Raw genomic sequence first — 12,544 nt, forward strand, 5'->3', positions numbered from 1 at the left:
GATTAGACATGGCACTTACACCACCGAAATTATTACTCCCAACTTCAACTGCGGGTAGTTTACCGAAACCATCTTGGTTAGCTGAGCCTGAAAAACTATGGTCTGCATGGAAACTCGAAGGGGAAGAGCTTCTTGAGGCAAAACGTGATGCATTGAAATTATCATTACATGAGCAAGTCACTGCTGGTATTGATATCGTGAGTGATGGTGAACAAACCCGTCAGCACTTCGTCACTACATTTATTGAGCATCTTGAAGGTGTGGATTTCGAAAAGCGTGAAACCATGCGTATTCGTAATCGTTATGATGCAAGTGTACCTTCTGTTGTGGGCGAAGTTTCTCGTAAACAAGCGGTATTTGTTGAAGATGCGAAATTCTTGCGTAGCCAAACCAATCAGCCAATTAAATGGGCGTTGCCTGGTCCAATGACCATGATTGATACTTTATTTGATGGTCACTACAAGAGCCGTGAAAAATTGGCTTGGGAATTTGCCAAAATTTTAAACCAAGAAGCTTTAGAGCTTGAAGCAGCAGGCGTGGATATTATCCAATTCGATGAACCGGCGTTTAACGTATTCTTCGATGAAGTAAATGATTGGGGGGTACCAACCCTAGAGCGTGCACTTGAAGGTTTAAAATGTGAAACTGCGGTTCATATTTGCTACGGTTACGGTATTAAAGCCAATACCGATTGGAAACAAACTTTGGGTAATGAATGGCGTCAATACGAAGAGTCATTTCCGAAGCTACAACAATCTAAGCTCGATATTATTTCGCTTGAATGCCAAAACTCACGTGTGCCAATGGATTTGATTGAATTGATTCGTGGTAAGAAAGTCATGGTCGGTGCAATTGATGTGGCAACTAATCAAGTTGAAACCGCAGAAGAAGTCGCGAATACCCTGCGTAAAGCTTTGCAATTTGTGGACGCGGATAAGCTTTATCCATCAACGAACTGTGGTATGACGCCGCTCTCTCGTCAAGTGGCACGTGGCAAGCTTGAGGCTTTAAGTGCTGGAGCTGCCATTGTCCGTAAAGAGCTAGAAGCTTAATCAAACGTAGTCTTGTATTAATCAGGGCAAATCGTCGCAAGATCATTTGTTCTGTCTAATGTACGACACGTCATATGTATATTTGAGATGAAAGAGATGATTGAAGCAACAGACTTTAGAAATGCAATGTCTTTACTTACAACTGCGGTAAATGTGATTACAACCACAGGCGAAGCAGGGATGCATGGCTTTACTGCATCTGCGGTATGTAGTGTCACAGATACTCCGCCAACACTATTAGTCTGTATGAATCAGTCCTCTCGTTCACATGCACATTTTGTTGAAAATAAAGTCTTAGCTGTAAACGTACTGAGTACTCAGCATGAACAGCTTTCGAATGCTTTTGCTTCAAGCAAGCTCAGCTCAGAAGATCGCTTCAGAGTAGGTGATTGGATTGATTTAAAAACTGGGTCGCCGATTTTAGAAGATGCTTTAGTCAGTTTTGATTGCGAGATTGAGAATATTCAACAAGTCGGTACACATAGTATTTTTTTATGCCGTGTGACTGCAGTAAAGCAAAGTAATCAAGAAGAAAGTTTGGTGTACTTTAACCGTGCTTATCATCAAGTGGGTCAGTTGGAACACGCTTAACTCAACCCCTTAATCCCTTCATCTTTTTAAAAGTTAGTCTATTGTGGAACTTATAACCTTTTTAATCATCGGTGCATTTGCTGGTTTTGCGGCTGGGCTGTTTGGTGTAGGCGGTGGTACGATTATTGTGCCACTACTTTTTATTGTCTTTACCCAAATGGGTTATGATCCTGATGTCATTATGCATCTGGCACTAGGTACATCTTTAGCAACAATCGTTGTCACTTCGATTAGCTCATTAATGGCACACCATAAAAATGGTGCTGTGCTATGGCCTGTATTTAAAAATCTAGCTCCACCCATGGCCATCGGCTGTTTTGCAGGTGCTGGAATTGCTGGTTTGTTATCGGGATTACATCTTCAAATCATGGTCGGCTTATTTTTGATTTGGGTGGCGTATACTATGTTTACAGGCGCGAACAAAGCAATTAATTCAACAATGACTCTTCCTTCATCAAGTCAGCAAGTTGCAGCAGGTAGTGTCATTGGGATTGCATCTGCACTCTTTGGGATAGGTGGTGGTAGTCTGACCGTTCCATATCTGAATCGTTATGGGGTGGTGATGCAAAAGTCTGTCGGTACATCTGCTGCTTGTGGATTACCAATAGCTCTAGCTGGTGCTATAGGGTTTATGGTTTTTGGTATGACTGCTGAGATCAATGTGCCGAATACCATCGGGTATGTTCATATTTATGCTTTCATTGGCATTAGTGTGATGAGTTTTATAACAGCAAAATTTGGTGCCAAAACTGCACATGCCTTATCGCCAGCAATGTTAAAGAAATGTTTCGCTGTCTTGTTGGTTATCATAGGAAGTATCTTCCTTGTAAAAGGATTGATTTAATTTCACCCAAATGTCTTATCAGCCTAGATAGCTCACTTAATGTGGGCTAAAGCGAAGATTTTAATATGTCCCTAGAGGGATCATGATTTGAGTTTTTTCCCATATGATCGAACTAAAACATTTGAAAATGCTATTGGCTTTGAGAGAGCATGGCTCTTTAGTCGCTGCAGCGAGTGATCTCTGCATTACACCTTCAGCCGTATCTCATCAGTTACGTGAGCTTGATCAGTGGATGGGGGTTGAAGTCGTCAACCGCAAGACGAGACCAATTACTTTTTCTAATGTTGGCTTAAGACTGTTGCAGTTAGCGGATGAAATTTTACCGCAAGTTCAGATTGCTCAAAGCGATATCACGCGTATTATCCATGGGCAAACTGGTAGAATTACATTTTCTTCAGAATGCCATAGTTGTTTTGATTGGCTCATGCCGATATTAAATCAGTATCGAAACCAATATCCTGATGTTGATTTAGATTTTGCATCAGGGTTTGAAGCAAATCCTCATGAATTGCTACAAAATGGCGAATTTGATTTGTTGATTACTGCAGACCCAATTGCATTAAAGGGAGTTGAATATTTCCCAGTATTTAAATATGAATCACGACTTGTTTTATCTACAACACATCCTTTGGTACGTGCAAAAAACATTACTGTTCAAGATTTAGCTGAAGAAACGCTGATTACATTTCCAGTAGACAAACATCGTTTAGATATCATGTCGAAGTTGTTCATTCCTGCAAATATTCTTCCAAAAAATATTCGAACCACAGATCTGACCCAGATGCTGATTCAGTTAGTCGCAAGTGGGCGTGGAATCGCAGCTTTACCAGATTGGGTGGTAAACGAATATGAAACCAAAGGGTGGGTCACTTCACGTCGCCTAGAGTGCGTTGCACCAGAGGGGTTAAGGCGTACTTTATATGCAGGTTTTCGAACTGAAGATAAGAAAAAAGATTATTTCGATTTATTTATAAAAAAATTAGCTAAATTTTCAGAATCAAGAAAACTTTATTACATGTAAGAAAGTTTAATCATTCTGAATAAAGTGAAGATTGAACCTCGAATGAATCTTCATATCAATAATGAGCGAAGTTAAGATGAAAATTAGATAGTCGCTATTATTTGTATGAAGACGAATTTTTTGCTTTTGATTATACTTTTTTAACTAAGATTGATGTCTGACATCGAGACATTGGACTCATCATCTGTTTGTAGAAAGTAAACGATTTGATCTCAGTCCATTGTCCATTATTTTGGTCATTTATCTAAGTGGTTTTTTAATTATAAAACTCAATACATTATAAATTTAAGATTATATCCATGATACAACTCATACCTTCATTTTCAGTCTCAGACTATCTCAGCTTATTTTCGATTATTTGTACGACGCTTATAGGTATCGTCGCTGTCTTTTACGGTCGAAAAACGTATTTTGTGAGTCTAAAAAGTTTTAATGAAAATAAAAATTTATATGAGGCTGCATCTTTTTACATTCGAGAATTTATCTATGTAAGCCCGAATAAAACAATAGATCCTTTTTTGAAGAAAATTGCCAGTGATCAACTTAATGGCGGTGTCGAGATTCCTTCATTTTTAACCGATATACTTATACGCAAATATGCAGATTACTATTTTTACTTAGTGAAGTCCCTTCGCACTACATGGAAATTTTTTAAAGTTGAAAATGGAGAAATTCAATGTATTTATTCAGAACGGGAATTAGTCTTTAAAGGGTTAGCGTATGGTGCTCTATATACCGTCACCGGTTCCTTAGCTTTTTTTATATTTTCAAATTTTACTTGGTTTTTAGCTCGTTATACCTCAGATAGCGCATTAAACACAGGGATGACTTTAATCATTTTACTTGTATTTCTTTTGTTCGTAGCACTTGGAAGCTTAGTTATGATTTTTAAGTTAATCACTGTGCGTGATATCAATCAGAGTCTAAACCTACTTAAGCAATCAGAAAATAACCGCTCAAAACAAACAAAATAGAATCATGTGTTAGCTTTTTTCTTTGCACAAGAAAATTGCACGCAGGTTAATTTCGGTGCTTACCGAGTATTCTTTACTCCGACTGATTCAACAGGTTTACTTGAATTAAATTCTGTTCAATACAATCAGCTCTAAGAGAAATGTTATATATCAAGCGATAGTAATACTAAAATACAAAAAAGTATTACTTTGGCACAGCCTTTGCATCTATCTATTCAATCATAAAGTGATCTAGGGTTCCGATACATGAAGTTTCATGTAGGTCTGCGACCGAGAGTTCACGGCTTAAGTTGCAAGCTCAAGCTACACGGAGGGATAAAAGCCCGGGAGGTAAACCGTAGAAGATTGGGATGGATGCATATGAGCACAATAACTTATCACGAAGATCAAGTCCTTTGGACGGAACGTTTACCGGGTGGACACCACTGGTCAGCACGTATTCAGCGTGGCGCAGTATTACAACTCAAAGCCTTAGGTAAAAATGCCAATGTGGCACTGTACTGCATCAATAGCGAAGATAAGCTCGAACGCTACAACATGCCAGACAGCTTAAAAGGGCAACATACGGCATTTTTAAGTACAGGACATATCCTTGCATCTGACCTTGGTCGCGCGATGATCTCTATCGTCAAAGATGACCATGGCTGGAATGATGCATTTTGTGCACCAAGTACCGCACAACAAATTGAACAACAATTTGGTTCAAAAACCTTTCAAGATGTACGCAACGACATGTACCGTAACGGCAAAGATTCGTTATTGCTTGAAATGACCAAGTTTGGTTTATCTGCAACAGACCTCAGCAGTACTTTAAATTTGTTTTCTAAAGTTCAACCGGATGACCATGGCAATCTCAGCTATGTGGCATCTGACAATACGAATCAAGTGATTGAACTGCGCTTTGAAATGGATTGCTTGGTGTTTTTATCCTCTGCACCGCATGCTTTAGACACCAGCACCGAATATGCACCTGCCGATGTTCAATTGTCTTTATACAAAGCACTTCCTTTAAGCGACAGCGATGTATGTCGTGATTCATGCCCGCAAAATCAGCGTGCATTTCAAAACAATACTCGTTACTACGCACTCAGCGCTTAATTGGGAGAATACAACATGACTGCACTCGTAAAATTAGAAAAATCAGTTTTAAGCGAAGTATGTCCTGCTGGTGAAGCATGGATGTGCGAAGTCAAAAAAGGGCAATATTTCCGTATTGTGGATTTAGAAGGCAACCAAGCGGTGGATACGCTGTTTATCTCGGCTTCAAACCCTGAAGAGCGTTATAGCGCAACTGATACCTTAGCGATTAATAAACAAATCTATTTAGAAAAAGGTACAGCTTTATACACCAACTTTGGCAACAAAATTGCCATCATTCATGATGATAACTGCGGTCGCCATGACACCTTAGGCGGTGCTTGTTCATGTGAAAGTAACACCGTTCGTTATGCACATGACAAATATCCAATGCACAGTTGCCGTAACAATTTCATGATTGCGCTGTCTCAGCATCCAATTGCCAAAAAACACGGCTTAAACGTGCGTCACATCGGTCCAAATATTAACTTTTTTATGAATGTGCCCGTGACCTCTGAGGGGCATCTAAAGTTTGATGATGGTATTTCTGCACCGGGTAAATATGTGGAAATTAAAGCGGAAATGGATTTAATCGTGCTGATCTCCAACTGCCCACAACTGAATAATCCTTGTAATGCCTATAACCCAACTAAAATTCAATTGATCATCCGTGAAGGCGAGGACGCATAACCATGACTAAAAAATATGGATTGAATAAAGTTTTGATCGCCAACCGTGGTGCAATTGCGTGTCGTGTCATTCGTACCCTTAAAAAATTAGGTATCCAATCAGTTGCGGTCTATTCAGAGGCTGATCGTGATTCATTGCATGTGACTTTGGCCGATGAGGCAGTGTATATCGGTGAAGCACCAGCCAACCAAAGCTATTTAAATGTCGATAAAATTTTAGAAGTGGCCAAGAAAACCGGCGCACAAGCGATCCATCCGGGTTATGGCTTCTTGTCTGAAAATGCTGAATTCTGCGATTTGTGCGAGTCACAAGGCATTGCTTTTATTGGTCCAAACTCCGCGCAAATGCGTGCCTTTGGTCTTAAACACACGGCACGTGAACTTGCGATTCAAGCCAATGTACCGCTACTTCCGGGTAGTCAGTTATTGGCGGATGAAGCTGAAGCACTGCTTGAGGCTGATCGTATTGGTTATCCTGTGATGCTGAAAAGTACCGCAGGTGGCGGTGGGATCGGCATGCGCTTGGTCTGGAACGAAGCAGAGCTGAAAGATGCCTATGCAACCGTGTCTTATTTAGCACAAGCCAACTTTAAAGATGCAGGTTTGTACTTAGAGAAATTTGTGCAAAATGCCCGTCATATCGAAGTGCAAATTTTTGGTGATGGTCAAGGTCAAGTGATTGCACTCGGTGAGCGTGATTGTTCGGTACAACGTCGTAACCAAAAAGTGATTGAGGAAACCCCGGCACCGCATATCAATGATGAACAACGTGCCTACATCCAAAATGTTGCCATTCAACTCATGCAGTCGGTAAATTACCGTTCTGCCGGTACGGTTGAATTTGTGATGGATACTGACACACAAGCATTCTATTTCTTAGAGGTAAACACTCGTCTACAAGTGGAACATGGCGTGACCGAGCAAGTCTTTGGTGTGGACTTGGTGGAATGGATGGTGACATTGGCCAGCGGTGATTGGACTGCGCCAACTGAAAAACTCGAATCCAAAGGTCATTCGATTCAAGTGCGTTTGTACGCTGAAGACCCAATTAAAAACTTCCAACCAAGTGCCGGTTTACTGACACATGTTGAGTTTGATGCTAATGCCCGAAATGAAACATGGGTCGAAACAGGCTCGAATGTATCGTCATTCTATGACCCGATGATTGCTAAAATCATTGTCACTGCAGATGATCGAGCTTCTGCGATTCAAGCCATGACCGATACTTTGGCGAAAACCTCTGTTGCGGGGATTGAAACCAATCTTGAATATCTACAAAACATCATCGACTGTGAAGTGTTTAAAGCCGGCACACAAACCACACGCTTCTTAAATACCTTTGAGTGGAAAACTCAAAAGATTGAAGTGCTACAAGCCGGCATTCAAACCGCCGTGCAAGATGTCACAGGGCGTTTGGGCTATTGGGATGTCGGTGTGCCACCCTCAGGTGCGATAGATCCATTATCGCTGAATGTTGCAAACCAGTTGCTTGGTAATGCCTATAACACTGCAGGGCTTGAATGTACCCTACAAGGGCCAACCTTAAAATTCCATTGTGACAGCCAAATCGTACTTGCCGGCGGTGATATGCCGTCGACTTTAGATGGTCAGTCTGTGCCAATGTGGCAAACCGTCAATGTACGTAAAGGTCAGATTCTCAAATGTGGCAAAATCGCCACAGGTTGCCGTACCTATATCGGGATTAAAGGCGGTCTGAATGTGCCTGAATATTTAGGTTCACAAGCGACCTTTACTTTGGGGCAGTTTGGTGGTCATGCAGGGCGTAACTTATTGATTGGCGATATGCTCCCAATTACAGCATTCACAAGCGATGAAATTAAAGCTCTTGCACCTGAACAAGTGCCGTCATTTAGCCATGAATGGGAAATTGCGGTGATGTATGGCCCGCATGGTGCGCCTGATTTCTTTACCAAAAATGACATTGATACTTTCTTTGCCAGTACCTTTGAGATTCACTTTAACTCAAGCCGTACCGGTATTCGTCTCATTGGTTCAAAACCTGAATGGGCACGTGAGGATGGTGGTGAAGCGGGTCTGCATCCATCGAATATTCATGACAATGCCTATGCGATTGGTGCGATTGATTTCACCGGTGATATGCCGATTATTTTGGGTCCAGATGGCCCAAGTTTGGGCGGCTTTGTATGTCCTGCGGTGGTGATCAACTCTGAGCTATGGAAACTTGGTCAGCTTAAAGCGGGTGATAAAGTGAAATTTGTACCTGTCAGCTATCACCAAGCTAAACTTTTAAATGAAAAATATCACGCACAATTAGAAGCATCTAATACACAAGCCGTCGCATTTAATGAATCGTTCTATCCTGAGCTATCTACACTGAAAAATGCGGTTCTGGATACCTTAAAAGGTAAAGATGGTGCACCGGATGTGGTCTATCGTCCTGCCGGCAACAACTACATGTTAGTGGAATATGGCGAGTTGGTGCTCGATCTGAACTTACGTTTCCGTATTCATGCGCTGATGCAATGGGTACAAAAGCAAAACATTGCCGGTATTATCGACCTGACACCGGGTATTCGTTCGTTACAAATTCACTTTGATTCGATCAAGCTCGATCAATTGGATTTACTGCGATTGTTGCAAGTGGCAGAAGCTGAATTGCCAGATGTCACAGAGATGCAAGTACCATCACGTACGGTGTATTTACCACTCGCTTGGGAAGATTCACAAACGCAACTCGCGACCGAACGCTATATGCAAACCGTGCGACCTGATGCACCTTGGTGTCCGGACAACATTGAATTTATCCGTCGGATTAATGGCTTAAAAGACAAACAAGCCGTAAAAGACGTGGTGTATGACGCAAATTATTTGGTCATGGGCTTGGGCGATGTGTATTTGGGTGCACCTGTCGCAACACCACTTGATCCGCGTCAGCGTTTGGTGACGACCAAATATAACCCTGCACGCACATGGACTCCTGAAAATGCCGTGGGCATTGGCGGTGCTTATATGTGTGTCTATGGTATGGAAGGTCCGGGGGGCTATCAGTTTGTCGGTCGTACTACACAAATGTGGTCACGCTACCGTAAAAATGCCGACTTTGAACAAGGCAAACCGTGGTTACTGCGCTTCTTTGACCAAATTAAGTTTTATGAAGTGTCTGAGTCCGAGCTCATGCAGATGCGTGAGGACTTTAAAGCCGGTCGATTAAAACTTCGTATTGAAGAAGGTGTATTGAACTTAAAAGAGTACAACGACTTCTTAACTGAAAACCAAGCATCCATTTCAGCATTTAAGTCAGTGCAACAAGCGAACTTTGATGCTGAACGCCGTCGCTGGCATGAAGCAGGACTTGCCGAATATGTCTCTGAAAGTTTAGATGCTGTGGATGATGGTGAAGGCGTAGAAGTGCCTGAAGGGGGCTGTGCGGTGGAATCGCATATGCCGGGTTCAATTTGGAAGATTGAATGTCAATCAGGTGATATCGTGGAAGAAGGTGCAACGCTTGCGGTGATTGAAGCAATGAAGATTGAGATTCCAATAATTGCCCCTGAACGTATGAAGGTTGAAGCCATTACCATTGAAAAAGGGCAAACGGTGAAAACGGGGCAGGTGTTGTTTACGTTAGCGCCAGTGGCTTGATGAAATTGGAATAAAAAAGACCGCTTAGGCGGTCTTTTTATTTGGTAAAGGATTTTCCGAAATAATGTGTTCGAATATTTTCTCACATAATTCTTTAGCAGAATCAGTTAATTCCCATTCAACATGATCCATAACTGTTAGAACTAAGCGACAAAATTTAAGTTTTTCTTTAATAGTGCCTGATTGATCGGAAAAACATTTTTTAGGTTTGCCATCGTCAGTTTTAGGATCACCATCTTTAATTTGATCATCGATAATTTTTCCAATTCCATTTTTAGCATGGAAATAATTTTTAGAAAAATCTAGCTTTGCAATCTCGAAACCTTCTTTGGTATCTGCTTGCATACCATCTATGGATAGATGATTGGAAAGAGCATTTCTTTTTGTTTCATCATCCTGAAAAGCATCATTTAAACCTAAAAATTTAATACGGCAAGCATGATAAATAATGTTTGATGGCAGGGTATTTTCAGTTTCTTTACACTCTAAAAGAAAAAACTTTTTTCCTAGTTTTTCTTCTAAACTTGTAGCTCTCATGCCTTTATTTTTAGTTTTAATATCACCATCAGCTATAAGAAACACACTACTAGAAGTTAAGAGAGCATTCATACCGCAATCATCTAAATGATCAGTAAATTCGTCACTAAAATCCCAATGTGTTAGGTTACTACCAGCATATTCCACAAATGTGTAATGATAATTCGGCATTAATCTTTGAATATCTGATGTCCTAAATTTATATAAATCTAAATTATTAGGTTTTTCTTCAAGCTTTAAAGCTTCTTCTTGTTTTAATACATCTAAATATTTCTGCATATATTTAGTGATATAGAGCCGATCTGTAATCCCTTCCACCCAAATTGTACAGTTTGCCAAATAAACCGAAGAAGGACGTACACCTAATGAAGCAAGCAAATCACGATCTCGGTCACAGCGGTAAATTTTAAAATCAAATTTAGTGGGATCTTCTTCTTTAGGTTGTTTGACAAACTTTTGAATTATGACTTGATCTGATTCATCCGCCATATCTAAAAGATGATTCGAGTGTGTGGTAAAAAAGTAATAATGTGGCGTTTCATTTAAGTAAAAATTCATTAGTTGACGAACCATACCTGCATGCATATGGAGTTCAGGTTCTTCTATAAAAAAAGCATGTGTTTCATCTTTTTTAATATAGGCTTCATAAGTCAAAACGATGGCTTGTTGCAGACCATCACCTAGTTTATAAATTGGAAATTGTTCATCCTCACCAATTTTAATATGTACAACATCATTGTCATGCCCATTATCATCTTTACCAATATATGGAATTAAAGTGACGGTTTCGTTATCAAAGAAATACTGGCTTAATTTTTGTTCATATTTTTTAATTAGTTCTCGTTGATTAGGTCTTCCGAGCAAATGCGTTTGCAGTTCAAAATACAAACATTCGCCTGTAATAATATTTTTAGAATCGAATTTATCTTTATTATGAAAATAATCTTTTTGGGCGCGTTCGATGTATGGTTGTTTGTTTTCTTGCTCTGTCACAGGACGCATGCCACGAAGAATAGGGACATATACTTTTGAATAAGAATGCAAATATTTTTCTATAGTAGCGGAGATTTTAACAGCAATATCATTTTTTCCGAATCGAAATTTAGAAATTTCCTGTTTTAAATTATAAATTGACTTAGGATCAAGTGGTTTTGATAGGTTAGCTAGCTGTTTTAATTTATTTAATAATTCGTTTTTGTTCTTACCTCCAAAATAAGAGATGTCACCTATTTGAGAGCCTTCGATAGCATTAATTAAAGGATAAATCTCATTATAGAAGGTATCCTCTTCACCTAGAAGATTATATTCATTTATCTTATATTTTGATAAAAAAAGTTCTCTCAGAAACCTACTTTTACCTGCATTATTTTTTCCAATAAAAAAATTAAGACGCTTTATTTCTATAATTTGATCATAGCCTGTTTCACTATCATTATCTGACATATAGTTTTCAAGATTTTCAGCCCAGTAATATAATTTTTCTGTCATAAAAAGTCCCTATATTTGGTGACTAATTTAGCAGTAATTTATTTCTTTTCAAATTGATAAAAATTACCAATACTCTATAAAAATGAGCTCATTAGCCCAATTGATCTTTATAAAGTGAAATTGAGATCGGCATTATATCGCTTGGTCTATCTAGTCATCGATGCAAAAATTGTGGTATTTGTTTTAGATATAGACAGCCGTGATACGATTTATAAAAAATATAATTATTTCAAACTCTCTTTATGCTCTTGTCCCCAAACCGCCATTTGCACCATCAACTTTTCTAGGCCACGACCTGATGGCGTCAGATCATACATTGAGGTCGTTTTACCCGTGGTTTCATCAAGAGACTCAATTTTTTCAACAACATTGTTCAATTCAAGTTCTTTGAGCTCTTTAGAAATCATTCTTGGTGTAATGCCTTGCAGCAGACGTTCAATCTCATTAAAACGGCGTGGCTGTTTAATCATGGTTGCAACAATCGCAAGTTTCCATTTGCCATTAATGACGTTCATGGCATTTTTAAGTGCCACAATAAACATCAAATTACATTGGTCATCCTCGCTTAATGTTTCTGCATTCTCTTTCATAAAATCAGCCATCTATCCTCCCATCTCGTCATAAAATTTAATCAAATGAAATCCTAA

At 39.6% G+C, this 12,544-nt stretch carries 10 protein-coding genes and 1 riboswitch; of the genes, 8 read left to right on the plus strand and 2 right to left on the minus strand.

The genetic code is table 11. The features are described 5' to 3' along the window. Positions 1-8: 8 nt before the first annotated feature. The 8 genes from AC1M9J_RS02305 to uca all read left to right on the plus strand — a co-directional run bounded on the left by AC1M9J_RS02305 (position 9) and on the right by uca (position 9,872). A complete protein-coding gene (locus tag AC1M9J_RS02305; RefSeq protein WP_092766429.1) occupies positions 9-1,052 on the plus strand; it encodes a methionine synthase in 1,044 nt (347 codons plus the stop codon). Between the two features lie 96 nt (positions 1,053-1,148). Continuing rightward, the gene (locus tag AC1M9J_RS02310) at positions 1,149-1,643 is read left to right on the plus strand and encodes a flavin reductase (RefSeq protein ID WP_481595665.1); all 495 of its coding nucleotides are present in this window, start codon (positions 1,149-1,151) and stop codon (positions 1,641-1,643) included. 43 nt (positions 1,644-1,686) lie between these two features. Beyond that, complete coding sequence (locus tag AC1M9J_RS02315) at positions 1,687-2,487, plus strand: sulfite exporter TauE/SafE family protein (RefSeq protein WP_481951799.1); 801 nt, start codon at positions 1,687-1,689, stop codon at positions 2,485-2,487. 103 nt (positions 2,488-2,590) lie between these two features. After that, positions 2,591-3,508, plus strand: a complete 918-nt coding sequence (locus AC1M9J_RS02320; protein WP_481951800.1) for a LysR family transcriptional regulator — start codon at positions 2,591-2,593, stop codon at positions 3,506-3,508. Positions 3,509-3,807: 299 nt separating this feature from the next. After that, on the plus strand, positions 3,808-4,482 hold the full coding sequence (locus AC1M9J_RS02325; RefSeq protein ID WP_481951801.1) for a hypothetical protein: 675 nt from the start codon (positions 3,808-3,810) through the stop codon (positions 4,480-4,482). Positions 4,483-4,702: 220 nt separating this feature from the next. Then, positions 4,703-4,814, plus strand: a riboswitch (guanidine-I (ykkC/yxkD leader). 28 nt (positions 4,815-4,842) lie between these two features. Next, complete coding sequence (locus tag AC1M9J_RS02330) at positions 4,843-5,580, plus strand: urea amidolyase associated protein UAAP1 (RefSeq protein ID WP_481589888.1); 738 nt, start codon at positions 4,843-4,845, stop codon at positions 5,578-5,580. Between the two features lie 15 nt (positions 5,581-5,595). After that, a complete protein-coding gene (locus AC1M9J_RS02335; RefSeq protein ID WP_481595403.1) occupies positions 5,596-6,249 on the plus strand; it encodes an urea amidolyase associated protein UAAP2 in 654 nt (217 codons plus the stop codon). Between the two features lie 2 nt (positions 6,250-6,251). Continuing rightward, complete coding sequence (gene uca / locus AC1M9J_RS02340) at positions 6,252-9,872, plus strand: urea carboxylase (RefSeq protein WP_481951802.1); 3,621 nt, start codon at positions 6,252-6,254, stop codon at positions 9,870-9,872. Positions 9,873-9,896: 24 nt separating this feature from the next. Here uca and AC1M9J_RS02345 read toward each other — a convergent pair whose 3' ends face one another. Together AC1M9J_RS02345 and AC1M9J_RS02350 are read right to left on the minus strand one after the other, a co-directional pair. Further along, a complete protein-coding gene (locus tag AC1M9J_RS02345) occupies positions 9,897-11,897 on the minus strand; it encodes an AAA family ATPase (RefSeq protein WP_481951803.1) in 2,001 nt (666 codons plus the stop codon). A gap of 224 nt (positions 11,898-12,121) precedes the next feature. Then, a complete protein-coding gene (locus tag AC1M9J_RS02350; protein WP_481592738.1) occupies positions 12,122-12,499 on the minus strand; it encodes a winged helix-turn-helix transcriptional regulator in 378 nt (125 codons plus the stop codon). Positions 12,500-12,544 lie beyond the last annotated feature (45 nt).

This window comes from Acinetobacter sp. ANC_7588 (assembly GCF_056783995.1).

Excerpts from the sequence above, each read along its gene's own strand:
- AC1M9J_RS02305 (WP_092766429.1), top strand. The coding sequence starts at position 9 with ATGGCACTTACACCACCGAAATTATTACTCCCAACTTCAACTGCGGGT.
- AC1M9J_RS02310 (WP_481595665.1), top strand. The coding sequence starts at position 1,149 with ATGATTGAAGCAACAGACTTTAGAAATGCAATGTCTTTACTTACAACT.
- AC1M9J_RS02320 (WP_481951800.1), top strand. The coding sequence starts at position 2,591 with ATGATCGAACTAAAACATTTGAAAATGCTATTGGCTTTGAGAGAGCAT.
- AC1M9J_RS02325 (WP_481951801.1), top strand. The coding sequence starts at position 3,808 with ATGATACAACTCATACCTTCATTTTCAGTCTCAGACTATCTCAGCTTA.
- AC1M9J_RS02330 (WP_481589888.1), top strand. The coding sequence starts at position 4,843 with ATGAGCACAATAACTTATCACGAAGATCAAGTCCTTTGGACGGAACGT.
- AC1M9J_RS02335 (WP_481595403.1), top strand. The coding sequence starts at position 5,596 with ATGACTGCACTCGTAAAATTAGAAAAATCAGTTTTAAGCGAAGTATGT.
- uca (WP_481951802.1), top strand. The coding sequence starts at position 6,252 with ATGACTAAAAAATATGGATTGAATAAAGTTTTGATCGCCAACCGTGGT.
- AC1M9J_RS02345 (WP_481951803.1), bottom strand. The coding sequence starts at position 11,897 with ATGACAGAAAAATTATATTACTGGGCTGAAAATCTTGAAAACTATATG.
- AC1M9J_RS02350 (WP_481592738.1), bottom strand. The coding sequence starts at position 12,499 with ATGGCTGATTTTATGAAAGAGAATGCAGAAACATTAAGCGAGGATGAC.